At 41.5% G+C, this 23,795-nt stretch carries 27 protein-coding genes, 1 pseudogene and 1 other annotated feature; of the genes and pseudogenes, 4 read left to right on the top strand and 24 right to left on the bottom strand.

Annotation, left to right across the window (positions count from 1 at the left end; all coding sequences use genetic code 11):
- Nucleotides 1-4: 4 nt before the first annotated feature.
- The 17 genes from QM865_RS00380 to QM865_RS00300 form a co-directional block, all read right to left on the bottom strand.
- Nucleotides 5-574, bottom strand: coding sequence for a GNAT family N-acetyltransferase (locus QM865_RS00380; protein WP_414305765.1), 570 nt, complete (start codon nucleotides 572-574; stop codon nucleotides 5-7).
- A 217-nt stretch (nucleotides 575-791) separates the two neighbouring features.
- On the bottom strand, nucleotides 792-1,796 hold the full coding sequence (locus QM865_RS00375; protein ID WP_414305764.1) for a PhoH family protein: 1,005 nt from the start codon (nucleotides 1,794-1,796) through the stop codon (nucleotides 792-794).
- 84 nt (nucleotides 1,797-1,880) lie between these two features.
- Complete coding sequence (locus tag QM865_RS00370; RefSeq protein ID WP_001232084.1) at nucleotides 1,881-2,096, bottom strand: YozE family protein; 216 nt, start codon at nucleotides 2,094-2,096, stop codon at nucleotides 1,881-1,883.
- An 8-nt stretch (nucleotides 2,097-2,104) separates the two neighbouring features.
- Entirely contained in the window at nucleotides 2,105-2,959 is an 855-nt protein-coding gene (cvfB, locus tag QM865_RS00365) for an RNA-binding virulence regulatory protein CvfB (RefSeq protein ID WP_414305763.1), read from the bottom strand.
- 62 nt (nucleotides 2,960-3,021) lie between these two features.
- The gene (frr, locus tag QM865_RS00360) at nucleotides 3,022-3,579 is read right to left on the bottom strand and encodes a ribosome recycling factor (RefSeq protein ID WP_001262225.1); all 558 of its coding nucleotides are present in this window, start codon (nucleotides 3,577-3,579) and stop codon (nucleotides 3,022-3,024) included.
- Nucleotides 3,580-3,587: 8 nt separating this feature from the next.
- Entirely contained in the window at nucleotides 3,588-4,325 is a 738-nt protein-coding gene (gene pyrH, locus QM865_RS00355; RefSeq protein WP_000002996.1) for a UMP kinase, read from the bottom strand.
- Between the two features lie 83 nt (nucleotides 4,326-4,408).
- A complete protein-coding gene (gene trmFO, locus QM865_RS00350) occupies nucleotides 4,409-5,743 on the bottom strand; it encodes a methylenetetrahydrofolate--tRNA-(uracil(54)-C(5))-methyltransferase (FADH(2)-oxidizing) TrmFO (protein WP_000083708.1) in 1,335 nt (444 codons plus the stop codon).
- 133 nt (nucleotides 5,744-5,876) lie between these two features.
- The gene (gene rsmI, locus QM865_RS00345; RefSeq protein WP_153193259.1) at nucleotides 5,877-6,755 is read right to left on the bottom strand and encodes a 16S rRNA (cytidine(1402)-2'-O)-methyltransferase; all 879 of its coding nucleotides are present in this window, start codon (nucleotides 6,753-6,755) and stop codon (nucleotides 5,877-5,879) included.
- Between the two features lie 2 nt (nucleotides 6,756-6,757).
- Nucleotides 6,758-7,075 carry a DNA replication initiation control protein YabA gene (gene yabA, locus QM865_RS00340; RefSeq protein ID WP_000358227.1) on the bottom strand — a complete coding sequence of 106 codons (318 nt, stop codon included), beginning with the start codon at nucleotides 7,073-7,075 and terminating at the stop codon, nucleotides 6,758-6,760.
- A gap of 39 nt (nucleotides 7,076-7,114) precedes the next feature.
- The gene (locus QM865_RS00335; protein WP_153193256.1) at nucleotides 7,115-8,005 is read right to left on the bottom strand and encodes a DNA polymerase III subunit delta'; all 891 of its coding nucleotides are present in this window, start codon (nucleotides 8,003-8,005) and stop codon (nucleotides 7,115-7,117) included.
- On the bottom strand, nucleotides 8,002-8,640 hold the full coding sequence (gene tmk, locus QM865_RS00330; RefSeq protein WP_153193254.1) for a dTMP kinase: 639 nt from the start codon (nucleotides 8,638-8,640) through the stop codon (nucleotides 8,002-8,004). The genes QM865_RS00335 and tmk overlap by 4 nt, the downstream gene beginning before the upstream one ends.
- Before the next feature lie 218 nt (nucleotides 8,641-8,858).
- Nucleotides 8,859-9,656 (bottom strand): pyrroline-5-carboxylate reductase, encoded by a 798-nt coding sequence (proC, locus tag QM865_RS00325; RefSeq protein ID WP_153193252.1) that lies wholly within the window; start codon nucleotides 9,654-9,656, stop codon nucleotides 8,859-8,861.
- Between the two features lie 3 nt (nucleotides 9,657-9,659).
- Nucleotides 9,660-10,922 (bottom strand): glutamate-5-semialdehyde dehydrogenase, encoded by a 1,263-nt coding sequence (locus tag QM865_RS00320; protein WP_153193250.1) that lies wholly within the window; start codon nucleotides 10,920-10,922, stop codon nucleotides 9,660-9,662.
- 9 nt (nucleotides 10,923-10,931) lie between these two features.
- Nucleotides 10,932-12,041: a glutamate 5-kinase gene (gene proB / locus QM865_RS00315; protein ID WP_228111179.1), complete on the bottom strand. Its 1,110-nt coding sequence runs from the start codon at nucleotides 12,039-12,041 to the stop codon at nucleotides 10,932-10,934.
- 109 nt (nucleotides 12,042-12,150) lie between these two features.
- Nucleotides 12,151-13,041: an RluA family pseudouridine synthase gene (locus tag QM865_RS00310; RefSeq protein ID WP_414305762.1), complete on the bottom strand. Its 891-nt coding sequence runs from the start codon at nucleotides 13,039-13,041 to the stop codon at nucleotides 12,151-12,153.
- On the bottom strand, nucleotides 13,031-13,492 hold the full coding sequence (gene lspA, locus QM865_RS00305; protein WP_254753686.1) for a signal peptidase II: 462 nt from the start codon (nucleotides 13,490-13,492) through the stop codon (nucleotides 13,031-13,033). Before lspA ends, QM865_RS00310 begins: the two co-directional genes overlap by 11 nt.
- Complete coding sequence (locus QM865_RS00300) at nucleotides 13,489-14,397, bottom strand: LysR family transcriptional regulator (RefSeq protein WP_254753687.1); 909 nt, start codon at nucleotides 14,395-14,397, stop codon at nucleotides 13,489-13,491. Before QM865_RS00300 ends, lspA begins: the two co-directional genes overlap by 4 nt.
- Between QM865_RS00300 and QM865_RS00295 the strand changes: the two are divergent.
- Nucleotides 14,390-14,461 (top strand): annotated as a pseudogene (locus QM865_RS00295) (AraC family transcriptional regulator); the annotation flags it as partial. The gene QM865_RS00300 and the pseudogene QM865_RS00295 sit on opposite strands and share 8 nt — an antisense overlap.
- Nucleotides 14,462-14,626: 165 nt before the next feature.
- On the opposite strand, the gene rpmA reads toward QM865_RS00295, so the two are convergent.
- The 4 genes from rpmA to QM865_RS00275 all read right to left on the bottom strand — a co-directional run bounded on the left by rpmA (nucleotide 14,627) and on the right by QM865_RS00275 (nucleotide 16,590).
- On the bottom strand, nucleotides 14,627-14,920 hold the full coding sequence (gene rpmA, locus QM865_RS00290; protein WP_000916509.1) for a 50S ribosomal protein L27: 294 nt from the start codon (nucleotides 14,918-14,920) through the stop codon (nucleotides 14,627-14,629).
- A 16-nt stretch (nucleotides 14,921-14,936) separates the two neighbouring features.
- Nucleotides 14,937-15,281: a ribosomal-processing cysteine protease Prp gene (locus QM865_RS00285; RefSeq protein WP_000613699.1), complete on the bottom strand. Its 345-nt coding sequence runs from the start codon at nucleotides 15,279-15,281 to the stop codon at nucleotides 14,937-14,939.
- A 15-nt stretch (nucleotides 15,282-15,296) separates the two neighbouring features.
- A complete protein-coding gene (gene rplU / locus QM865_RS00280) occupies nucleotides 15,297-15,611 on the bottom strand; it encodes a 50S ribosomal protein L21 (protein ID WP_000109141.1) in 315 nt (104 codons plus the stop codon).
- A gap of 36 nt (nucleotides 15,612-15,647) precedes the next feature.
- Nucleotides 15,648-15,827: a sequence feature (ribosomal protein L21 leader region), on the bottom strand.
- Nucleotides 15,828-15,885: 58 nt separating this feature from the next.
- The gene (locus tag QM865_RS00275; RefSeq protein ID WP_414305761.1) at nucleotides 15,886-16,590 is read right to left on the bottom strand and encodes a YoaK family protein; all 705 of its coding nucleotides are present in this window, start codon (nucleotides 16,588-16,590) and stop codon (nucleotides 15,886-15,888) included.
- Nucleotides 16,591-16,748: 158 nt separating this feature from the next.
- Here QM865_RS00275 and QM865_RS00270 point away from each other — a divergent pair, with 158 nt between their 5' ends.
- Nucleotides 16,749-17,708 carry a Gfo/Idh/MocA family protein gene (locus QM865_RS00270; protein ID WP_414305812.1) on the top strand — a complete coding sequence of 320 codons (960 nt, stop codon included), beginning with the start codon at nucleotides 16,749-16,751 and terminating at the stop codon, nucleotides 17,706-17,708.
- Nucleotides 17,705-18,787 (top strand): DEAD/DEAH box helicase, encoded by a 1,083-nt coding sequence (locus QM865_RS00265; RefSeq protein WP_414305760.1) that lies wholly within the window; start codon nucleotides 17,705-17,707, stop codon nucleotides 18,785-18,787. The genes QM865_RS00270 and QM865_RS00265 overlap by 4 nt, the downstream gene beginning before the upstream one ends.
- Before the next feature lie 151 nt (nucleotides 18,788-18,938).
- Here the strand turns inward: QM865_RS00265 and tuf are convergent, their stop codons facing one another.
- Together tuf and QM865_RS00255 are read right to left on the bottom strand one after the other, a co-directional pair.
- Nucleotides 18,939-20,135 (bottom strand): elongation factor Tu, encoded by a 1,197-nt coding sequence (gene tuf / locus QM865_RS00260; RefSeq protein ID WP_001040726.1) that lies wholly within the window; start codon nucleotides 20,133-20,135, stop codon nucleotides 18,939-18,941.
- A 206-nt stretch (nucleotides 20,136-20,341) separates the two neighbouring features.
- Nucleotides 20,342-21,442, bottom strand: a complete 1,101-nt coding sequence (locus tag QM865_RS00255) for an AI-2E family transporter (protein ID WP_414305759.1) — start codon at nucleotides 21,440-21,442, stop codon at nucleotides 20,342-20,344.
- Between the two features lie 102 nt (nucleotides 21,443-21,544).
- On the opposite strand from QM865_RS00255, the gene pbp3 reads away from it, so the two are divergent.
- Entirely contained in the window at nucleotides 21,545-22,786 is a 1,242-nt protein-coding gene (gene pbp3 / locus QM865_RS00250; RefSeq protein ID WP_414305758.1) for a D-alanyl-D-alanine carboxypeptidase PBP3, read from the top strand.
- A 155-nt stretch (nucleotides 22,787-22,941) separates the two neighbouring features.
- Here pbp3 and QM865_RS00245 read toward each other — a convergent pair whose 3' ends face one another.
- Complete coding sequence (locus QM865_RS00245; RefSeq protein WP_261053913.1) at nucleotides 22,942-23,784, bottom strand: NAD(P)H-hydrate dehydratase; 843 nt, start codon at nucleotides 23,782-23,784, stop codon at nucleotides 22,942-22,944.
- Nucleotides 23,785-23,795 lie beyond the last annotated feature (11 nt).

Here is a 23,795-nt window from a genome sequence, read left to right as displayed (position 1 = left end):
CTGCTTATTTATTTGCAAAATAGTCTTCCTTGGTCAAGACATAATGAACTCTTGTAACAATTCGGCCTTCTTCATGTTGGTCCATACAAGCATAAGCTTCTTCGTGGGAAAAACGCATTCCTGATTTCTCCATGACCTTTCCTGACGCAGGATTAGCCTTATCGTGAAGGGCAATCAACTTATTCATCCCTATCTTCTCAAAAGCTAGCTCAATTACGGCACGATTGGCTTCTGTCGTCAATCCTTGATTCCAATACTTTTTATTGATAATGTAGCCAATGGCTGCCTTCTTAAGAGCAGGATCAATCTTGTGCAAATCAATGGTTCCGATAAATTTGCCGTTACCTTTTAATTCAATCCCCCAACGTCCCAAGGGATTGGTCAAGTAAAACTGAGCAATGTTATTCTTGGTTTCTTCCAAGCTTTGATTGGTTAGAAAAGTGTAACGTGTATTATCCTTGTCCGAGGCATAGTCAAACATTGCTTCCGCATCATCCAAGGTTACAGGTCTAAGCAATAAACGCTCAGTCTCGACTATGGGATACTGGGCAAATTTCAAAAAAATTGATTCCATACGTTTCCTCCACTTGAAAAGTTTCTAACTAATATAGGGATATTGAATGAAACATTTAAAAGCAAACTTATAGTAGCTTGAAATAAGATATAAACAAATCAATCAGGAAAGTCAAATTAATTTCTAGAAATGTTTTAGCAGTCGCAACGTACTATTCTAGCTTCAATCTACTATAGACTATAGACTTAGCATTGAGATAACTTTAAGTACAAAAGAACTATCCTTCAGATAGAGGTTGAGGCTCTAATTCTTCACTCTCTTCTTTTTTAACTGGAGCTGGTTCATAAGCTCGGATAATCTGAGCGACAACTGGATGGCGAACCACATCCTTGGCTGAAAAATGAACAAAGTCAATCTGGTGAATGTTCTTGAGTTTCTCTTGAGCATCAATCAAACCGGACTTGACATTGCGTGGCAGGTCAATCTGACTAATATCTCCATTGACAATCATCTTAGAATTAAAGCCTAAACGCGTCAAGAACATCTTCATCTGCATGATGGTCGTATTTTGCGCCTCATCGAGAATGACAAAGGCATCATCCAAGGTCCGTCCACGCATATAGGCAAGGGGCGCAATCTCGATAATTTCACGCTCCATGAGACGAGTCGTTTGGTCTTTGCCGAGAATCTGATACAAGGCATCATAAACGGGTCGAAGGTAAGGATCTACCTTCTCCTTAAGATCACCCGGAAGAAATCCAAGACTCTCTCCTGCTTCCACCGCTGGACGAGTTAGGATAATTCGCTTGACTTGCCCACGTTTAAGGGCAGTCACTGCCAAGGTCACTGCAAGGAAGGTCTTCCCTGTCCCTGCAGGTCCGATTCCAAAGGTCACATCATGCTGTTTGACACTATCCACATAAAGCTTTTGACCTAAGGTTTTGACGCGGATAGGCTTCCCAGTATTGTCTTTGATGATTTCTTCTTCATAAAGGGCGACAAATTTGTCGATTTCGTCATTTTTAACCATGGTAATAGCCGTCACCACATCTGGCGTACCAACAGTCATCCCACGATTCACCAAGACCATCAAGACTTGGATAACCTGACGTGCTTCCTCACAGGCAGTCTCTTCTCCCAAAACCTGCACAATCTCCGTACGAGCATGAATCACCACATCAAGCTCTTCTTCCATCAAACGAAGATGGCGTTCATTGGAACCAAAAAGATGAAACAGGTCATCTGGATGACTCAGTTGAATGTCAATTGAATGTTCCTTCAAATAAAGAACCTCTCTAATCCTTTTATTTCTTTTTATTATAGCAAAGGGGTGGAGAAATTACTAGCCCAAACCCAGTGAATCATGCTAGTGTTCTAAGTATTCTTGCCAGATGGCGTCAAAGTCTCCTAGGTTAAAAGAGAAACTGGCATGTTCTTCCAAAAAGCGACTGACCTCATCAAAATCATCTGTGTGTTTTGGAAAAGCTGATTCTTCAAAGGCTAAGTCTGCTAGGATAGCTTTGGGACTGTTACTTTTAGGATTGCGCTCGGTCATGAGCCAAGTGTAAAATGATTTTCTCATATGTCTCCCTAAATCAACTCTGTCCCAAACTGATCTTGCTTGATTTTGCCAGCCTTCATAAGACCACCTAGAGCTTTTTTAAACTGACCTTTAGAAATGCCAAAGGTAGCCTTGATGTCGTCAGGAGATGATTTATCATTTAAGGTCATGAAACCGCCATTGCTTTCCAAGTATGTCAAAATCATCTGAGCATCATTTTCCAACATTTCAAAAGAACGTGGTTTGAGAGAAAGGTTCAGAGTGCGATCCACTTCACGGAAACCAATGACACGCGCATCTAAGACTTGCCCCAAACGTGGCTCTGCATAGCGTTCGCTAGGATGGATAAAGCCAAGCATGTTATTCTCTGGCAGATATACAAAGGTCCCTGACAGCTTGAGGCGGTAAACAATGGCTGGCCAGTTTTGGTTCTGCATGTTGTTGTAGGCAGGACGAGCCAGACGTTGAAAGTCTTCTTGATAAGCCAAGAGTCCCCAGATACGGTCTTTCTTGTCCACCTCAAGACGGATGTAGAGTTGGTCGCCCTTCTTAGGCCAGAGTTCCTTGAGCTCAGGGAGAATATCGAGTGACACAACGATTTCCTTGTCAGGAAGGCCTGTATCCACAAAGACTCCCAAGTCCTTACGAACCTCTGTGACACGTCCCCAACCAAATTGGTCCTGAGTGGCAGTGACTTCTAAAGTGGTCAAGCGGAGCTTTTGCTTCATATCTGTATAGGCAAAACCTTTGACCGTATCCCCTACTGTATGGTGACCTTCTTCCTTGGCAAGAGCATAGGTTTGACCATCCTTTTGCACAAAGTAAAAACGGTCATTTTCATCGATGATGAGTCCAACGATAAAACTTGCAAGATTTGTATTCATATTTCCTTCTTTCGAATAAAACTCAGCCAGCAATGCCAACTGAGTTTTTCTGTTTTTTATTTTTAGACTTCCAAAAGTTCTTTCTCTTTGTTGGCAGTCATGTCGTCGATGTGTTTAACAGCATCGTCTGTTACTTTTTGAATGTCTTTTTCAAGAGTCTTCAATTCGTCTTCAGTGATTTCTTTTGCTTTTTCTTGTTTCTTAGCTTCGTCCATAGCATCGCGACGGATATTGCGGACAGCCACTTTAGCATTCTCACCGACCTTCTTCACTTCTTTAGCAAGGTCACGACGAGTTTCTTCTGTAAGAGCTGGGATAACCAAGCGAATCACAGAACCATCGTTAGCTGGTGTGATACCAAGATCAGAAGCGTTCAAGGCACGTTCGATATCTTTCAATGAAGACTTATCAAATGGTGTTACCAATAAAACACGCGCTTCTGGAATCGTAATGGAAGCGATTTGGTTAAGAGGAGTTTCTACTCCATAGTATTCTACATGTACACGGTCCAGCAAACTTGCATTGGCACGACCTGCACGGATACCACCAAATTCACGAGCAAGTGATTGGTGAGACTGGGTCATTCTCTCTTTAGCTTTTTCAATAATTGCGTTAGCCATAATCTTTCTTATTCCTTTTCTTCGATATTGTTTGAAACTGTTGTTCCGATATTTTCACCAAATACGACACGTTTGATGTTGCCTGGTTGGTTCATGTTGAAGACAACCAAGTCAATGTCGTTATCCATTGAGAGGGTTGAAGCTGTTGAGTCCATGATACGAAGACCTTTATTGATAACGTCACGGTGGGTCAATTCTTCAAACTTAACGGCTGTCTTGTCTTTCTTAGGATCGGCATTGTAAACACCATCGACACCGTTTTTAGCCATAAGAATGGCATCTGCTTCGATTTCAGCTGCACGAAGAGCCGCTGTGGTATCTGTTGAGAAGTAAGGTGAACCAATTCCAGCACCAAAGATAACGATACGGCCTTTTTCAAGGTGACGAAGGGCACGTCCACGGACATAAGGCTCTGCCACTTGTTGCATGGCAATCGCTGTTTGTACACGCGTATCAACACCAACTTGTTGCAATGAATCGGCCATTACAAGAGCATTCATAACAGTCCCAAGCATTCCTGTGTAATCTGCCTGAACGCGATCCATTCCTGCTTCTGCAGCAGGTTCTCCACGCCAGAGATTTCCTCCACCAATAACAAGGGCAATTTCGATACCTAAGCTATGAACTTCTTGAATCTCTTTTGCGATTGTTTGAACTGTTTGGATATCAATCCCTACGCCACGTTCACCGGCAAGGGCTTCACCTGATAACTTGATTAAAATACGTTTATACTTGGGATTCGCCATTTTCACTCTCCTTTTTTTATCCTACCTATTTTATCACAATTTCTAAGATTTTTATAGTATCATGAGCAATTCTTTCAAAAAAATTAGACAGTTAAAAATTCCTCTAAATCGTTAAGGGCACGCTCTGCAATTTTTTCATAACGAGCCTTCTTATCACGGATACGCTCGCCTTCCAACTCCTTTATAATTCCGAAGTTGACATTCATTGGTTGGAAATGTTTGCTGTCCGCATGAGTGATGTAATGAGCTAGACTTCCAATCGCTGTTGTCTCTGGGAAGATTGCTTCACTTTCACCCTTAAAGAGTCGAGCCGCGTTAATCCCCGCAACTAAGCCTGATGCTGCTGATTCAACATAGCCTTCCACACCCGTCATCTGACCAGCAAAGAAGAGATTTGGTTGCTTCTTAGAACGATAGGTCTGTTCAAGAAGATTTGGTGAATCCATGTAAGAATTGCGGTGCATGACACCATAGCGAACAAACTCAGCATTTTCAAGACCTGGAATCATTTGGAAAACACGCTTTTGTTCTCCCCATTTGAGGTGGGTCTGGAAACCGACGATATTGTAGAGGCTACCAGCCGCATTGTCCTGACGAAGTTGGACAACCGCGTAAGGTGTTTTGAATTCGCCATCACGAGGTCCTGTGTAGTCGTCTGGATACTCAAGTCCGACTGGCTTCATCGGACCATAAAGCATGGTTTTAATGCCACGTTTGGCCATGACTTCGATAGGCATACATCCTTCAAAGTATTTTTCTTTTTCAAAAGAATTGAGCGGTGCTTCCTCCGCATTGACCAAGGCTTCATGAAAATCCATAAACTCTTGTTTAGTCATAGGGGCATTGAGGTAGGCCGCCTCTCCCTTGTCATAACGAGACTTGAGATAAACCTTGCTCATATCAATGGTGTTGACATCGATAATAGGCGCTGCCGCATCGTAGAAATAGAAACCATCGCCGTCATTAAGGGCATGAATCTTTTCAGCCAAAGCATCACTGGTCAAGGGACCAGTCGCCACAACTGTAATAACATCTGTCGGCAATTCTGTAATTTCATCACGAACCACTTCAATCAAGGGGTGGTTGGCAACTTTTTCGGTTACCATTTGGGAGAAACCATCGCGGTCAACCGCAAGGGCACCACCTGCAGGAACACGTGTAGCCTCAGCAGATTCCAAGATAACAGAACCCAAGCGACGCATTTCTTCCTTGAGGAGACCCACTGCATTTGTCAAAGCATCCCCACGAAGAGAATTGGAACAAACCAACTCTGCAAAATTGTCTGTTTTGTGCTGAGGTGTTGACTTGACACCACGCATTTCATAAAGTTTAACTGGAATACCACGTTCTGCGATTTGGTAGGCTGCTTCTGACCCTGCCAAACCAGCACCGATAACATTGATATAAGATTGAGACACGACACTAATACCTCTTTGGGTGGAACCTAAGTTCATATCAAAACAAGGCACTGGCTTGTTTAACACCCACAAATCTTTCTATTTTTTCTTCTACTAGTATAACAAAAAAAGGGAAGAAGGCAAACTTCCCTGTTTAGTCATTTTCTTGATTTTCTTCCCAGTCGTGGTAGGCTGCGTAGAGTTGACTTTTATTCCACTGGTAGTATTTCGCAACTTCCTTAATGGCTTGATTTTTCTTCATACCTTGCTGGATGCGGGCTTGGATTTCTAAGAACAAGTCCTCCTCGTCTTTTTCCTCCACATCCTGACTGGCACCTTCAACGATGAGAAGGCATTCGCCCTTGAGTGGCGTTTCAGCTATGCTTTCCAGCAATTCAGAAATGGTACCTCTTTGGTATTCTTCATAGATTTTGGTCAATTCCCTAACCAAAACGACCGAGCGGTCACCATAGACTTCTAGCATATTTTCTAACGTATCTGCAACACGATGGGGAGATTCATAGAAAATCTGAGTTTCAGGATAATCTTTTTTCGAGTCGAAAAATTGCTTTTGCTGGCCTGATTTTCTCGGTAAAAAGCCGTAAAAGATATGTGGCTGTGGCGCTAAACCACTGGCAATTAAAGCAGAAATTCCTGCAGAGGCACCCGGAACTGTGACAACTGCAATCTCTTCCTCAATAGCTACCTTGACCAAATCATGACCAGGGTCTGATATGCTAGGCAAACCCGCGTCGGATACCTGAGCAATGCTTTGTCCTGCTTTCAGGAAACCAATCAAATCAGGAATTTTTTCCTTGGCATTGTGCTCATGAAAACTGATTTGCTTGGTAGAAATGTCAAAATACTTGAGCAATAGACCTGTATTGCGCGTGTCCTCAGCAGCAATCCAGTCCACTTCTTTCAAGGTCTGAATAGCTCGAAATGTCATATCATCTAGATTGCCAATCGGCGTTGCCACTAGATACAGCTTGCCATAGGGAGACTGCCCCTTAAAACTTTTTTGAATCTGCATGCCTACTCCCTGTACAACAACTCGTCACAGAACATACATTCCTCGTCCTGCTCTCGACGTTGTCCATAAAAATCATTACATACGTGAAAACCATCTTTATAAATTCGACGGACACTTTCACGAACATGCTTGGCCTTGACAGGAGCGTCTGCTTCCACCTCACCCAAGCGTTCGCGCAACTTACTATTTTCCAAACGAAGAGCTGTATTTTCCTCTACCAGGCTCTTGAGATTTTTCTTGATGGCTTCCACATCGGCCAAGGTTACTAGTAACTGTTGGGAAAAATCGTCCAGCGCGTCAAATAATTCTTTTTTGTCCATAAAACAGCCCTTTCCTTTCTTTATCATTCATTTTTGAGTTTATATTTCTTTCAAAGCCAGATATTCCATGGCATTTTGAAAGCTGACATTAGCCTGCCACATTTTTCTAGCTTCTAGCAAATCTTGTAGAATTACCCGAACTCTTGCTTGTAGTATATCTTGTCCACAGAGAACTTCAAGAATCCGTAAAACCTGATCTTGTTTTTCCTTATCATCTGCCAAGCTAGCTAGTTTGGCAACTTGCAAATAACTTTCTTTTTTCTTAGCTACTAACCAAGTCAGCAGGCGTTCACTTTCATCGACCAATGTCCAAAAACTTGCCTGATTAACCAACTTTTCTGCTTCTGCTTGCGATTGACTAAACTGAGCTAAAAAAGTCGCTTTTTTCTTAACCAACCCCATTTGTTCTAAGAGCAAGATGAGCTTTTCTTCTTGCTTTTTAAAGTGGAAAATCTGGGTCCGACTTCGGATGGTCGGTAAAATCTTTTCTTCATCGCTTGTCAAGAAGAAAATATAAACCTCACTCTGCGGTTCTTCGATGACCTTGAGCAGAGAATTGGCTGCATTAGGATGCATTTTCTCAGCTTGCTCGATAATAAAGACCTGTTGTTGGCTTTCAATCCCTGCTTGAGAAAACTGCCCCACCAATTCCCGAATCCGTTCTGTCTTAATGACCTGATTGACTGGCTTAATCAAGGTGACATCGGGAAACTCTCCCTGTTCAATCAGCTTGCAATTTCGACATTTCTCACATGGTAAAACACCTACTTTATCTGTACAAAAGAGGCTCTTAGCTAAAAATTGAGCCATTTCCAAGCTTCCAAAGAAACCTGAAAAGAGGTAGGCATGATTGAGCTGGTCTTGTTCTAGGACACGGACAAAGCGGTCAAACTGATCTGGTTGCCAAGCCTTTAGTTGATCTTGTTTCATTTAATCAAGCCCATTCTCTCAAACAAGATATCCTTGGTAGTTTCCACAACTTGCTCTAAAGGGAGACTAGCATCAATCTTGACAATGCGATTTCCTTCTTTATCCAGAAGAGAAAGATAGCCTTTACGAACTTTTTTATGCAAGTCCAACCCTTCCAAGTCCAAACGATTGACCTCACGATTGCTATTAGCAGCAATTCGAGCCAGTCCTTCTTCCACCTCGATGTCAAAATAGAGTGTCAAATCGGGTTTAAGTCCATCTGTCGCAAACTGATTGAGCCAATCAATGGCGTCAATATCCAAGCCACGACCAAATCCCTGATAGGCAAGAGAACTATCGATGAAGCGGTCCATAATGACCAACTTGCCAGCTTCAAGGGCAGGGAGAACTTTTTCCACCAAGTGCTGTCTGCGACTGGCGATATAGAGAAGGAGTTCCGTTTTAGGATCCATCTGAGTATGACTTGGATCCAAAATTACTTCCCGAATCTTCTCCCCAATCAAGACTCCGCCAGGTTCACGGGTTGTCAGCACCTCTACCCCTTTTTCCTCTAAAATTGGGAGCAGAGCCTCTAAAACACTGGTCTTGCCTGCTCCCTCTGGTCCCTCAAGAGAGACTAAAAATCCTTTTGACATGTCTAACTCATTTCTTTTTTACTACTTCTATTCTATCAAAAAAATAGGGGTTTGTGACAATCTTTTTGTCTTCTCATTTCATACTCAATGAAAATCAAAGAGCAAACTAAGAAGCTAGCCGCAGGCTGTACCTGAGTACGGCAAGGTGAAGCTGACGCAGTTTGAAGAGATTTTCGAAGAGTATCAACCACCATAAAAGAGGCAGTCAAAGCCACCTCTTATTTACCTAGTTCTTGTGTTCGTTTGTAGGCTTGATGAACTGCATCCATGACTGTTCCTCGGAAAGCATGCGCTTCTAGGCTTGCTACACCAGCAATAGTCGAACCTCCTGGGCTACAAACTTGATCTTTCAAGACCCCAGGATGCTCTTGGGTTTCTAGGACCAATTGTCCAGCTCCTACCACAGTTTGAGCCGCCATTTTCATTGCCGTTTCTCGTGGTAATCCCGTCTGAACACCTGCATCTGCCAAGGCCTCGATAAAAAGATAGACAAAGGCTGGCCCACAACCTGCAAGACCTGTCGCTGCGTCGATTAAGCCTTCCCAAAGTTCAACCAAGAGGCCAGCCTTGGTTAAAATCTGACAAAAGAGCTCACTGTCCTCAGCCCTGCAATTAGGAGACAAGGCATAACTAATCACTCCTTGACCAATAGAAGCAGGGGTATTTGGCATCATACGAATAATTCTGTGCTGACTTGGAAGAAGACTAGCCAGTTTTTCCAAGGTCAATCCAGCTGCCATAGAAATCAAAAGAAGACTTTCTCGTTTTTCAAGGATAGTCTGATATTGAGAAAGCAAGTCTGAGAACTGTGCAGGCTTTACTCCTAGAAAAATCACATCTGCTTCTGCAAAAATTTCTTCATTGCTAGAAGCTTGACCGCCAAAGTCAGCAATGAAAACATCCACCTTGGCTTGGCTTCGATTGGCAAGGAGAATTTGATCACCTGTCTTGATCTGCAAGACAGCCTTGGCCAAGCTAGCACCCATATTCCCCAAACCGATAAATCCAATCTTCATCTCTTACTCCCTTATCTGCCCATCACCAGTAACCACATACTTGTAGCTAGTCAACTCTTTCAATCCCATTGGACCACGCGCATGCAGTTTCTGAGTTGAAATCCCCATTTCACATCCAAGACCAAATTGGCCTCCATCTGTGAAACGAGTTGAGGCATTGACATAGACAGCTGCAGAATCCACTTGATCTGTAAAGTAAGCTGTAGCTTCAGCATTTTCCGTCACAATGGCATCCGAATGATGGGTACTGTGGGTTTCAATATGCTCAACTGCTTCTTCTAAACTGCTCACAACCTTAACAGCTAGGACATAGTCTAAAAACTCAGTGTCAAAGTCTTGGGCCTCAGCTGCTTGACCTGAAACAAACTGACTTGCTTTCTCATCCAAGCGGAATTGAATTGGTTCCAGACCAGCTTCTTTTCGATCTGCAACCAGTACTTGCTCCAAGCGAGGAAGGAAGATTGCTGCCTTGTCTTCATGAACAAGTAGAACCTCCATAGCATTACAAACAGAAGGACGACTTGTTTTAGCATTATTGATGATAGACAGAGCCTTGTCTTCATCTGCATCCTTATCAACATAAACATGGACAATCCCTGTCCCGGTCTCGATAACAGGTACAATAGCATTTTCAACAACTGCATTGATCAAACCAGCTCCTCCACGAGGAATAAGAAGGTCTAGATATCCTTTAGCCTTCATCATAGCATAGCTACTTTCTCGGCTAGTATCTTCAACTAGTTGAATCACATCTGGATGAATGGTAGTCGTCTCCAAGCCATTTTTCAAGGCCGTGACAATAGCATGAGCTGTTTGATAGGCATCCTTCCCACTACGAAGAACGACCGCATTCCCACTCTTGAGAGCCAAAGCAGCCGCATCAGACGTCACATTTGGACGACTTTCGTAGATAATACCAATAACCCCCATAGCCACCCGTTTCTTGGTGATAACCAAGCCATTTTCAAGATGATTGGTTTCTAAAACTTCACCGATTGGATCTGGTAAAGCAACCACTTCACGAATACCAGTTGCCATCGCTTCTATACGACTTGCATCCAAATAAAGACGATCCAGCATCACATCTGAGATTTTACCCTTAGCAGATTCCATATCAAGGGCATTGGCTGCTAAAATTTCCTCAGTAGCTGCTAATAAGTGATCAGCCATGGCTAGCAAGGCTTGGTTTTTCACTTCTTCACTAGCTGTATTGATCGACTTTTTTACAGCCTGTACCTGTTCAAATTGTTCTTGTGTACTTACCATAATTCACCTCTAAAATTCTGTAAAGAGTAATTGGATTTCAGGAGTAATGGAAATCCAGTCATCACGGTGAATCAGGACACCCTTGGCTTTGTTAGAACGCAACATATCCTCCAAAGCAGATGCTCCAAATTGCACGCGTCCTTTTCCAAGTGATTTTCCACTTTCCTTGTCAAATACTGTCACGATATCACCGTAAGAAAAGGCGCCTTCTGCATTAACAACACCAGATAATAGAAGACTCTTTCCATGTTGAGAGAGAGCTTCAGCAGCCCCTTTATCAACCCAAATAGAACCTTGACTCTGAGCATAAAAGGCCAGCCATTGTTTCTGGGTACGAAGTCCCTTCTCTTGAGCAACAAAGTAGGAACCATCCTTGGTCTCCTCAGCTGCTTCAATCATGGCATCTGTCTTCAAAGATGAGCAGATATAAACAGGAACTCCTGATTCCGTCGCAATAGTCGCTGCTTTGATTTTGGTTAACATGCCCCCAGTTCCGTTTGAAGAACCTGCTCCACCGGCCATATCAATAATCTCACGATTGATGGTCTCGATTTTCTCCAAGCGTTTGGCTCTTGGATCTGAATGAGGATTTCCTGTATAGAGACCGTCCACATCTGTCAAGAGAACCAAAAGGTCTGCTTGGACCATAGCCGCTACTTGGGCACTTAGAGTGTCATTGTCCCCGACCTTGAGCTCATCAATGACGACACTATCATTCTCGTTGATGATGGGAATTGCACCACGACTAAGTAGAACTGACAAAGCCTGATGGGCATTTTTATAACGGCGCTTATCCACAAAGTCATCCTGGGTCAGCAAGATTTGTGCAGAAACGATTTGGCGCAAGAGAAGATTGGTCGTGTATTCTTCCAACAAAAGGCCTTGCCCTACCGCTGCTGAAGCCTGTTTATCAGCAATCTTAGTCGGACGTTTTTTAAATCCTAAGGCTCCAAAACCAGCCGCAATGGCACCTGACGACACCAAAATCAATTCATGACCATCCTCGTGCAACATAGCCAACTGCTGGGTAATAGCCTTTACCTTACTACGTGATAAACTTCCATCCTCATTCGTCAGAGAAGAAGTCCCTACCTTAAAGACAATCCGTTTGTATTTCATAGTCTCACTCCGATTCTTCATATTTATCCATTATAACATGAATAGCAGGAAATAGAAAAGAGTTGATAGGAAAAAGGTCGAGACAAGTCACCTCAACCTTTTATCACGTCTAATTCTTTCTCAATTTCTCCAAGGTTTCCTTAAAAATCTCTGGAATATCTGCTGAAAATTCCATGGTCTCACCTGTTCTCGGATGAGTAAATCCTAAAGTCTTGGCATGAAGAAATTGCCCATGCCCTTTCAGAGTCTTGCGAGGGCCATAGACTTCATCCCCAGCGACTGGATGGCCGATATAAGCCATGTGGACACGGATTTGATGAGTGCGTCCTGTCTCTAGCTGCAACTCTACCAAGCTGTAATCACCAAAACGTTCCAAGACGTGGAAACGGGTCACTGCAGGCTTCCCTTTAGCAGTCACAGCCTGTTTCTTACGATCTTTTTCACTACGGCCAATCGGCGCTTCAATCACACCGCGATCATTAGGCAGATTTCCATGAACAATCGCCCAATATTTGCGGAGAGACTTTTTATCCTTGAGTTCTTGGGCAAGCGCTATATGCGCCTCATCATTTTTAGCAATCATGAGAAGGCCTGACGTATCTTTATCAATACGGTGAACAATTCCTGGACGCAGAACCCCATTGATACCCGACAAGTCCTTAATATGATACATAAGGGCATTTACCAGAGTTCCACTAATATGACCAGCACTCGGATGCACAACCATCCCCTGAGGTTTGTTAACGACAGCCACATCCTCATCTTGGTAGATGATTTCTAGTGGAAGATTCTCAGCCACATACTCTAAAACCTCTGGTTCTGGCACATGGTAAGTGACGATATCGCCCTCTTGGACAGTGTATTTAGCTTTCTTGACTTGGCCATTGACCAAGACCTGACCTGATTTAATTTGTTCATTCGCGAGACTGCGTGATAATTCTGTCAAATCCGACAAAGCCTTATCTAAACGCAGGCCACCAGTTTCAATTTTAATTTCCATTTATTTCCTCTTTTAACATTGCAATCAATAAAATAATCACTCCAACAGTCAGATAGCTATCTGCCACATTGAAAATTGCAAAATTGATAAAGTCCACATGAAACATATCCACAACAAAGCCCTGACTGATTCTGTCAATAAAGTTTCCAAGACCTCCAGCGATGATTAAGGTTAAGCCAATCACCATCCAGATTGAGTCCTCCATGTGTTTATGTAGATACCAGATGGCACCTACCACGACAACCAGAGTAATGACAGCAAATAACAACTGCTGATCTTGTAAGATAGAAAAGGCTGCCCCTCGATTTTGCAGGTAGGTCAAGCTAACGAAATTGGGAATCCAAGAGCGCACTTCACCCAGTGGAATCTGCTGGACGATATAGGATTTTACCAACTGATCCAGCCCAATCAAAAGCAGTACAATGACTGCCACTATTCCTCTTTTTTTCATGATTTCCTCTTTTGATTAAAATATTCTTGCATGACTTCTACGAAGAGAGTCCCAGCTTGACTGAGTTCCACTTCCTCACGTTTGACATAAACCATGCGGTTATCTAAATTATCCTTGAGACGAATAACTGTAATGCCATTGACACTGTCACTATCTAAAAATCCAGACCCTGTCGCATAAGCGTCCGTCCGCTCTAAAATACCATTCAAGGTAGCGCGGTCTGTCACATTAAACATCTGTGAGCTAGCACTAGTATCGACAAAATTCTCCGAATAATAAAGGTACTCGTCTTTCTCTTGGGTAAAACGAACTGTTGGTAGATCCGCTAAATCCTCCATGATCAATTCCTCTTTCTGAGCTAAAGGATGCCCCTCGCGAAGATAAATGTGGGTATGGAATGGAATCAATTCAATGACCTCCAGGCCTAACTTTTCAACCCGTTGCATAATCCCCTTTTTATTTTGATTGTTGAGGTAGATAATCCCAATCTCACTATGTCCCTGAGCTACTTCATCTAAAATTTGAACAGTAGTTGATTCAAAGATTCGGAAATTCTTATAGTCAGGATAGCGCTCTGAAAAGGCCGTAATGGTTGGTGGCAAAAAGTCATAGTGCTGACTAGCAATGGAAAATTCATCCTTTTCTTCTTCATGATTGGCATACTGATTTTGAAAAATATCAAATCCTTTAACCAATTCTTGCGCTTTTTCATAGAATTCCATACCACGACGAGTCAAGAAAGTCCCTGAGCTAGTCCGACGGAAAATCTTAAATCCCAATTCTTTTTCCAAATCACGAACAGAAATGGACAGACTCGGCTGACTAACATACATCTTTTCAGCAGCTTCACGGAAAGTACCGCTATTGGCAATAGCCACAACATAGCGTAATTGTTGAATGTTCATCTTCTACCCCCAACTTCTTTATCTTTTCATTATACCATATTTTAGAAGTTTTCCATCGAAGAAAAATAATGTCACTCATAAAATTCATCTACACTAAGAAAGAAAAAATCATGGGTAGCAAAACAAAAAAACAGGCTCTCCAAAAACTCGGAAAGCCTTATTTAATGCTACTTCTAGCTTCCTCGCCTTTACATTCAAGGCTCGGGATAAAAAGGTTCACTGGACCTTTTTATTTAGCGATTGGGTAAACAGAAACCTGCTTTTTATCGCGTCCTTTACGTTCAAAGCGTACTACGCCTTCAACTTTAGCGAACAAAGTATCGTCTCCACCACGTCCAACGTTTACACCTGGGTAGATGTGTGTACCACGTTGACGGTAAAGGATTGATCCACCTGTTACAGTTTGTCCGTCAGCTGCTTTAGCTCCAAGACGTTTCGCTTGTGAATCACGTCCGTTTGATGTAGAACCTCCACCTTTTTTGTGGGCGAAAAGTTGCAAGTTGTTAAGAGTCATTTTTAACATAATGTTTTCCTCCGTGTTAGTTTTCTGTGATAACTCTGGTTTGGACGAACTCAGAAGAGTTCTCCGATAAGTTTGCCATACCTAAGAAAAATGATTCAAAGAATAACTGGGTCATTTCTCTCTGGTGTGAAGGAAGATCTTTTGGAATTTCAACCATAAGATAGCCACCTTCATCTTCGTTTAATTCTAGGATTGGTTCATAGCCTGCAAATTTCTCAATAGAATTGATAAAGTTAATGGCAAGCGTAGAAACCGATGCACACACGACATCTAAGCCGTATTCGCCACTCTCGGCGTGTCCAGTAATTTCCGCACTCCTCAGCTCGCCATCTTCGGCTCTCTCAAAGACTGCTTGTATCATGTGTTCTCCTTAAAATTAAGCGTTGATTGCGTTGATGACAACTTTTGTATATGGTTGACGGTGACCTTGTTTACGGTGGCTACCTTTTTTAGGTTTGTACTTGTAAGTAACAACTTTCTTTTGTTTTCCTTGTTTTTCAACAGTTCCAACTACAGTAGCTCCAGCAACAAGTGGAGTTCCGACAACAGTGTTTTCACCACCAACAAGAACAACTTCGTTAAAAGTAACTTCTTGACCAGCTTCAACGTTCAATTTTTCAACGTAAACTGCTTGACCAACTTCAACTTTAACTTGTTTTCCGCCAGTTTTGATAATTGCGTATGTGCTCATTATGCACCTCCTATGATTTTTATGGGTTTCCCCGAATTTTTTGTGAAGACTCGCCTAGCATCGTGGGACGAACCACTTAAAAGAAGAGCTCTAAGTATAAGAAATAATAAACTAGGAATTGAGCCGAAGGCATAACTTATGTTAGGCAAGGCGACAATGACGAAGTTTAAATTTGTTATACGACGAGCAACGATGTTCGTGCGGTTGCACAGGAATGTGCATAGTCAACTCTTCAAGTATAGCATATCTCCTATTTTCTTACAAGTAATAACACCTAAAATGAAGCTTTTTCTTTTACTTTTTTCTGCCAAGAGGCAAAAAGCATGCTGAGGTAAAAAATGCTCATCATAATAGGAACACCAAGAATGGTCTTTTCATGATAGAAAATCGTCAAATAAGCCGAAAAGACAACGCCAAGGACAAAACTACTAAGCAGGCTAACAAATATGAATCCTTCACGCAAAAAAGGTGTGTGCTTGGTTCGGAAATAATCTCCAAAAGCCAGCATGGTCCGTTTGATATTCCCTGTCATAAAAGCGTTATTATAGGCAATACCCGACACTTCTCCAAAAGCAGTTGTCACCAATCCCATACAGAAGGCCAAGGGCGGTACTAGATAGATATTATCTACAGTCTGCGGCACAAAACCAATAATGATTGATAAGATTGCTAAAGGAAGCAATGACAAAATTGGCTTTTTCACAATTCTCAATTTTTCCTTATAAATTGTTAATAGAAAGACTCCCATCATAAAAGCTAACAAGGTGAGAACCTTGTCCCTAACATCTGAAACATTATTTTGAATTAATTCTACTGAAAGAAAGACGACATTCCCAGTTTGTCCAGCTACAAGAGTATTCCCTCGCACAATAAACGTATAGGCATCTACATAACCTGCACAAAAAGTCAAAAAAAGCGCTAGCCTCTTAGACTGACGTGATATTTTTCTTATAGGTAATAACCTCATTTTCCCTCCCATTTCATTTACTCATCTCATTATTGTACCACTTTCTTTGGAAAAGACCTAGTAGCTTATTTGAAATTTTTTCCCCTCTGTTGGATAGTCCTGTCTATCTATGTTATAATGAAAGAAGGATTTGAAATCGAAAAAGGAGTAACTATGCTTAATTAGGTGTCATCGGAACAGGGGCTATCAGCCACCACTTCGTAGAAGCAGCCCATTCCAGTGGAGAATACAAGCTGGTTGCAGTCTATTCTAGAAAACTAGAAACTGCAGCAACCTTTGCTTCTCGCTATCAGGATATCCAACTCTTTGATCAAGTAGAGGACTTCTTCAAGAGCTCCTTTGATGTAGTCTATATTGCCAGTCCAAATTCCTTGCATTTTGCTCAGGCAAAAGCTGCATTGTCTGCAGGTAAACATGTCATTCTTGAAAAGCCAGCTGTCACTCAGCCACAAGAATGGCTAGATTTGAGACATACAGCTGAGAAAAATCACTGTTTTATCTTCGAAGCAGCTCGCAATTACCATGAAAAAGCTTTTACAACTATCAAAAACTTTTTAGCAGACAAGCAAATTTTAGGGGCAGATTTCAACTATGCCAAGTATTCTTCCAAAATGCCTAACTTGTTGGCTGGGGAGACACCAAATGTCTTTTCAGATCGTTTTGCTGGTGGAGCGCTTATGGATTTGGGGATTTATCCTCTCTACGCTGCCGTTCGTCTCTTTGGAAAAGCTAAGGATGCAACCTATCAGGGGCAACAGCTTGACAATAGCATTGACCTAAATGGAGACGGAATTCTCTTCTACCCTGACTATCAAGTTCATATCAAGGCTGGAAAAAACATCACTTCCAATCTTCCTTGCGAAATTTACACAACAGATGGAACCTTGACTCTCAACACGATTGAGCATGTTCGCTCGGCTATTTTTACCGACCATCAAGGCAATCAAGTCCAACTCCCTATCCAACAGGCTCATCATACGATGACTGAGGAAGTCGCTGCATTTGCACACATGATCCAGCAACCAGATCTGAATCTCTACCAAACTTGGCTGGAAGATGCAAGTTCAGTTCATGAGCTACTATATACTATGCGCCAGACTGCTGGCATTAGATTTGAGGCAGAAAAATGAAAAACAAACTACCGACTGAATGGCAAGAACTGAGTGACCAACTCGGTTTTCAAGAATTCACTCCCATTCAAACTCAACTATTTGAGCCCCTTCTTGCTGGAGAAAACCTCCTAGGAGTGAGCCCAACAGGAACTGGTAAGACCCTAGCTTACCTTCTACCAAGTCTTCTCAGACTACAAAAGAAAAAATCCCAACAACTCTTGATTCTAGCACCAAATACGGAGCTTGCAGGACAGATTTTTGACGTATGTAAAACGTGGTCAGAAGCTATCGGTTTAACTGCCCAACTCTTCTTATCAGGTTCGAGTCAAAAACGCCAGATTGAACGCCTAAAAAAAGGACCAGAAATTCTGATTGGAACCCCTGGCCGTATCTTTGAACTGATTAAATTGAAAAAAATCAAGATGATGAACGTAGAAACCATCATCCTGGATGAATTTGACCAATTGCTTGATGATTCTCAAATTCATTTTGTTGAGAAAATAACTCACTACGCACCTCGTGACCACCAACTTGTCTATATGAGTGCGACAACCAAGTTTGACCAAGAAAAGATTGCGCCTAACACACGTACCATTGATCTTTCTGACCAAAAATTGGACAACATCCAGCATTTCTACATGCAGGTAGACCAACGTCACCGTGTTGATATGCTACGAAAACTGGCTCATGTTGTGGATTTCCGCGGACTAGTCTTCTTTAACAGCCTGTCAGACCTTGGAAGTGCAGAAGAAAAACTACAGTATCGGGATATCTTGGCTGTTTCCCTCGCTAGTGATGTCAATGTCAAATTTAGAAAAGTCATCTTAGAAAAGTTTAAAGACAAGCAACTAACCCTGCTTCTTGCAACTGACCTTCTGGCTCGTGGAATTGATATCGATAGCCTAGAATGTGTTGTAAACTTTGATGTCCCGAGAGATATCGAAACCTACACACACCGTGCTGGCCGTACTGGCCGTATGGGCAAAGAAGGTTATGTTATCACTCTAGTCACTCATCCAGAAGAGCTTAAAAAACTCAAGAAATTCGCAAGTGTCCGTGAAATTATCCTAAAAAATCAAGAACTCTATATCAAATAAAGCCCAATTGCTCTATGCACATCTAGTGTATAGAGCTTTTTTATGTAAACAATTCTTCAATTTTAGTTCAATATCAGAAAAAAGAACCTTGCAAAGCAAGATTCTTTTAGTGTCTGACTTAAATAATTGTTCTTCTGGGAACTAAATCGAATTAAGCTTCGATTTCTGTAACCATACCTGAACCAACAGTACGTCCACCCTCACGGATAGAGAATGTAGTACCTTGTTCTACGGCGATTGGGTGGATCAACTCAACGTCGATTGTCACGTTATCACCAGGCATTACCATTTCAGTACCTGCTGGAAGTTCGATTGAACCTGTAACGTCAGTAGTACGGAAGTAGAATTGTGGACGGTAGTTGTTGAAGAATGGAGTGTGACGTCCACCTTCTTCTTTAGTAAGGATGTAAACTTCACCTTTGAATTTAGTGTGTGGGTTGATTGAACCTGGTTTAGCAATAACTTGTCCACGTTCGATTTCATCACGTTGAACACCACGAAGAAGGACACCTACGTTATCTCCGGCAAGACCTTCGTCAAGTTGTTTACGGAACATTTCAACACCAGTAACAACTGCTTTTTGAGTTTCTTCTTTGATACCAACGATTTCGATTTCGTCGTTGACTTTAACGATACCACGGTCGATACGTCCTGAAGCAACTGTACCACGACCAGTGATTGAGAATACGTCTTCGACTGGAAGAAGCAATGGTTTGTCAGTGTCACGTTCTGGTTCTGGGATGTACTCATCAACTGTGTTCATCAATTCCATAACGATGTCTTCGTATTTAGTGTCACCTTCAAGGGCTTTAAGAGCTGAACCTTGGATAACTGGAAGATCGTCACCTGGGAAGTCGTATTCTGACAATAGGTCACGGATTTCCATTTCAACCAATTCAAGCAATTCTTCGTCGTCAACCAAGTCAACTTTGTTCATGAAGACGATAAGGTGTTTAACACCAACCTGACGTGAAAGAAGGATGTGCTCACGAGTTTGTGGCATTGGTCCGTCAGTTGAAGCTACTACAAGGATAGCACCGTCCATTTGAGCGGCACCAGTGATCATGTTTTTAACGTAGTCCGCGTGTCCTGGAGCGTCGATGTGAGCGTAGTGACGTTTTTCAGTTTCGTACTCAACGTGCGCAGTGTTGATAGTGATACCGCGTTCGCGTTCTTCTGGAGCAGCATCGATAGACGCATAGTCTTTAGGTTGGTTAACTGATGAAGGCAAGCGACGTGCCAAAACAGTTGTGATAGCTGCAGTTAGGGTAGTTTTACCGTGGTCAACGTGTCCGATAGTACCAATGTTAACGTGTGGTTTACTACGATCGTATTTTTCTTTTGCCATTTGAGTAAAAGCCTCCAATAAAATATATTTTATAGATAGACAGTAGGCAATACAGTCTAACTTTCCTTACTATTTTATCAAATTTCAGCTAAATTGCAAGTGTTTTACAAAGTTTTTGTGAATTATTCTTAATCGGCTAATCTAAATGGCACTTCTACTTCTATAATTTACCTAAAGAAAAAGAAAAATCAGGAAATTCCTGACTTTTACTTAGCTAATTCTCTTTCTCGTTCTTTCATTGTTTTATGATTTTCATACAAACGTGATAAGAACTTAGAAATTTCTTTTAAGATAGAATAGGTTGGTACTGCGACAATCATGCCAATGACCCCATAGATATTGCTTGATAACAAAAGTAATACTAAAATTGTTATTGGATGGACTTTCATCACGCCACCAACGATTCGAGGGTAGAGGATATTTCCATCCACTTGTTGAATGATTAGCATGTAAACAACTGCAATTAGCATTCTATGAGGATCCGTAAAGACATTGGCAATAATCATCGGAATCAAGCCAATACTTGGTCCCACATAAGGAATGAGATTGGCCAATCCTGAAAAGATGGCAAAGACCAAAGCATATTTCAAACCAATCACGCTATATCCGATAAAGGCCAAACAACCGATAATAATGGCATCAATTGCGACTCCACTAATATAGCGAGCAATTGTAGTATTCAAATTTTTTAAAAGACCTGTAATATGCAACTTGTCTCGCTTTAAAACAGTACGTTCAAGCATCGGCAAGAACTTGTGACCATCTAACAAAAAATAAATTAAAAATACAGGGGTCATGATAATAATCAAAACAGTACTAAAGAGCGCAGATAGGACACTTCCAACACTATTCGTTACACTATTTAGGATATTCTGTAGAATATCTACATAGGAGAGATTTAACTGTTGAATCGTCGCTTGAATATCTAAATTTTGAAAGGCTGGATAAGTAGATAAATCCACAATCAAATCTTGCAAACGACTATGACTTGTTGCAATCAAACTTGTCAGCTGATTAATCAAAATCGGTAAGAGATAGACTACCCCAATAACTAGCCCCCAAACCAAGGCGCACAAGGTTAGTAGAATACCAATGATACGGTTAATTTTGAAATACTTTTGTAAAAAATTTACAATAGGATTGGTCAAATAATATAAAAAGCCACCTAAAAGAAAGGGAATCATTATAGTGTTTGCAACGCTTACAAAAGGTGTAATAATCGCTCCCATCTCTCTCCATAAATAAAAGATAATGGTTAATAGTAAAATCTCACTGGTCCAAAAAAATAATTTATTCTTACGAAACATGAGGTACCTCCATTCATCTATTTTACCATACTTTCAAAAAAGCTTCTTTCTTATATCATGAAACTGGGAATATTTTTTTCTTTATGTTAGAATAAACTTACTATGAAAAAAATAATTTTAACTCTATTAACCCTATCCGTAATTGGCTCAGCATCTACTGTTGCTGCTCAAGATTTTAATATTGCTGCTAAACATGCCATTGCTGTTGAGGCAAATACTGGTAAAATTCTCTATGAGAAAGATGCAACTCAACCTGTCGAAATTGCTTCCATCACAAAATTGATTACGGTTTATCTTGTCTATGAAGCCTTGGAAAACGGAAGTATTACATTATCTACCCCAGTAGATATTTCTGACTATCCTTATCAATTAACGACAAATTCCGAAGCCAGTAATGTTCCTATGGAAGCTCGTAATTATACCGTCGAACAACTACTTGAAGCAACCCTAGTATCTAGTGCTAACAGTGCTGCTATTGCCTTAGCAGAGAAAATTGCTGGTTCAGAGAAAGACTTTGTTGATATGATGCGTGCAAAACTCTTGGAATGGGGAATTCAAGATGCTACTGTTGTCAATACGACAGGTCTTAACAATGAAACTCTAGGGGATAACATTTACCCAGGCTCAAAAAAAGATGATGAAAACAAGCTCAGTGCTTATGATGTTGCTATCGTTGCTCGCAATCTCATCAAAAAGTACCCACAAGTCTTGGAAATCACCAAAAAACCGTCTTCTACTTTTGCTGGAATGACAATCACTTCGACTAACTACATGTTAGAAGGCATGCCTGCTCATCGCGGTGGTTTTGACGGACTTAAGACAGGAACAACAGACAAAGCTGGTGAATCTTTTGTTGGTACTACTGTCGAAAAAGGCATGAGAGTCATCACAGTCGTCTTAAATGCAGACCATCAAGACAATAATCCTTACGCTCGTTTTACAGCTACATCTTCACTAATGGATTATATTTCTTCTACATTTACACTTCATAAAATCGTGCAAAAAGGCGATGCCTATCAAGATAGCAAAGCCCCTGTACAAGATGGAAAAGAAGATACGGTCACTGCAGTGGCCCCAGATGATATCTATCTAATTGAACGTGTTGGAAGTCAATCTTCCCAATCTGTTCAATTCACTCCCAATTCTAAAGCAATCCCAGCACCACTTGAAGCCGGAACAGTAGTTGGACATTTGACTTATGAAGACAAGGACTTGATTGGTCAAGGTTACATTACCACAGAACGTCCTAGTTTCGAAATGATAGCGGAAAAGAAAGTTGAAAAAGCTTTCTTCTTAAAAGTTTGGTGGAATCAGTTTATTCGTTTTATCAACGAGAAATTATAAAACATACTGAGCAAAAGATTGCTCCAAAATAGAGACAGAGCAAAAAACTTTAAAGTCAAAAACGCATAATATCAAGTATTAAAAAACTTGATATTATGCGTTTTATCGTGGAAAATTTTTCTAAATTTCTCACTCAAATTAAATTCTAGCCCAGCCTATTTTGAGACATTTTTCATTACTTCTGGAAGATAACTGCTGATTCCCGTCGGCAATACCACATAATGTTCTTGAGCTAGTTCTTGGGCTATGGCTGAATGAAGATGAGTCGCTACGATTACACGCTCATAAAGGCTGGCTTGTTTAAACTGGCCTGCAAATCCTGCAATCATTCCAGCCAGAGTATCTCCCATTCCCCCAGTCGCCTGATAGGGACCGCCAACCTGTAACTGGTAATAATCAGATTGGCCAGCTTGCCAAATACGAGTAGCTGGACCTTTCTCTACCAAAATTGTTCCTTGAGGGAAGGAAGTTAGGGCACTAGCCGTTGCATCTTCGTTTTGCTTTTCAATAGCAATACCAGACAACTTTTCCCATTCTTTTTGGTGGGGAGTTAGGATAAGCTGGTTAGACGGAAATGACAAACTTATTCTAGCAAGAATAGTCAAAGCACCTCCGTCTACAATCAAAATCTGATTCTGTCTTAAGCTAGTATAGACCTCTTTGACTAAATCTTCTCCAAAAGCATCATCCCGTAAACCAGGCCCCAGCAAGACAACTTCTGCCTTCTCCAATTGCTTTTTTAACAATTGCTGGTCTTGAAGAGAAAAGGCCATAGCCTCAGGTAAATGACTGTGCAAAGCTGGGATATTTTCCCTATCTGTTCCAACAGTCACCAAACCAGCTCCACTTTTAACAGCTGCCAAAGCAGCCATGATGATAGCACCACCATAAGGATAAGTCCCACCCAGCAACAGCAGACGACCGTAGTCCCCTTTATGGCTGGTACGAGAACGTTCAATAATAACTTTTTCTAGTAGAGCTTGATCAATCACTTTCATCCTTTTTTCCT

It is taken from the genome of Streptococcus mitis (genome assembly GCF_047462815.1).
Lineage (GTDB): Bacteria > Bacillota > Bacilli > Lactobacillales > Streptococcaceae > Streptococcus > Streptococcus mitis_DO.
This window is presented reverse-complemented; position numbering and strand designations above follow the sequence as displayed.

Coding starts and splice junctions, on each gene's coding strand:
- QM865_RS00380 (WP_414305765.1), bottom strand. CDS start 574: ATGGAATCAATTTTTTTGAAATTTGCCCAGTATCCCATAGTCGAGACT.
- QM865_RS00370 (WP_001232084.1), bottom strand. CDS start 2,096: ATGAGAAAATCATTTTACACTTGGCTCATGACCGAGCGCAATCCTAAA.
- cvfB (WP_414305763.1), bottom strand. CDS start 2,959: ATGAATACAAATCTTGCAAGTTTTATCGTTGGACTCATCATCGATGAA.
- frr (WP_001262225.1), bottom strand. CDS start 3,579: ATGGCTAACGCAATTATTGAAAAAGCTAAAGAGAGAATGACCCAGTCT.
- pyrH (WP_000002996.1), bottom strand. CDS start 4,325: ATGGCGAATCCCAAGTATAAACGTATTTTAATCAAGTTATCAGGTGAA.
- rsmI (WP_153193259.1), bottom strand. CDS start 6,755: ATGCAGATTCAAAAAAGTTTTAAGGGGCAGTCTCCCTATGGCAAGCTG.
- yabA (WP_000358227.1), bottom strand. CDS start 7,075: ATGGACAAAAAAGAATTATTTGACGCGCTGGACGATTTTTCCCAACAG.
- QM865_RS00335 (WP_153193256.1), bottom strand. CDS start 8,005: ATGAAACAAGATCAACTAAAGGCTTGGCAACCAGATCAGTTTGACCGC.
- tmk (WP_153193254.1), bottom strand. CDS start 8,640: ATGTCAAAAGGATTTTTAGTCTCTCTTGAGGGACCAGAGGGAGCAGGC.
- proC (WP_153193252.1), bottom strand. CDS start 9,656: ATGAAGATTGGATTTATCGGTTTGGGGAATATGGGTGCTAGCTTGGCC.
- QM865_RS00320 (WP_153193250.1), bottom strand. CDS start 10,922: ATGGTAAGTACACAAGAACAATTTGAACAGGTACAGGCTGTAAAAAAG.
- proB (WP_228111179.1), bottom strand. CDS start 12,041: ATGAAATACAAACGGATTGTCTTTAAGGTAGGGACTTCTTCTCTGACG.
- QM865_RS00310 (WP_414305762.1), bottom strand. CDS start 13,041: ATGGAAATTAAAATTGAAACTGGTGGCCTGCGTTTAGATAAGGCTTTG.
- lspA (WP_254753686.1), bottom strand. CDS start 13,492: ATGAAAAAAAGAGGAATAGTGGCAGTCATTGTACTGCTTTTGATTGGG.
- QM865_RS00300 (WP_254753687.1), bottom strand. CDS start 14,397: ATGAACATTCAACAATTACGCTATGTTGTGGCTATTGCCAATAGCGGT.
- rpmA (WP_000916509.1), bottom strand. CDS start 14,920: ATGTTAAAAATGACTCTTAACAACTTGCAACTTTTCGCCCACAAAAAA.
- QM865_RS00285 (WP_000613699.1), bottom strand. CDS start 15,281: ATGATACAAGCAGTCTTTGAGAGAGCCGAAGATGGCGAGCTGAGGAGT.
- rplU (WP_000109141.1), bottom strand. CDS start 15,611: ATGAGCACATACGCAATTATCAAAACTGGCGGAAAACAAGTTAAAGTT.
- QM865_RS00275 (WP_414305761.1), bottom strand. CDS start 16,590: ATGGGAGGGAAAATGAGGTTATTACCTATAAGAAAAATATCACGTCAG.
- QM865_RS00265 (WP_414305760.1), top strand. CDS start 17,705: ATGAAAAACAAACTACCGACTGAATGGCAAGAACTGAGTGACCAACTC.
- tuf (WP_001040726.1), bottom strand. CDS start 20,135: ATGGCAAAAGAAAAATACGATCGTAGTAAACCACACGTTAACATTGGT.
- QM865_RS00255 (WP_414305759.1), bottom strand. CDS start 21,442: ATGTTTCGTAAGAATAAATTATTTTTTTGGACCAGTGAGATTTTACTA.
- pbp3 (WP_414305758.1), top strand. CDS start 21,545: ATGAAAAAAATAATTTTAACTCTATTAACCCTATCCGTAATTGGCTCA.
- QM865_RS00245 (WP_261053913.1), bottom strand. CDS start 23,784: ATGAAAGTGATTGATCAAGCTCTACTAGAAAAAGTTATTATTGAACGT.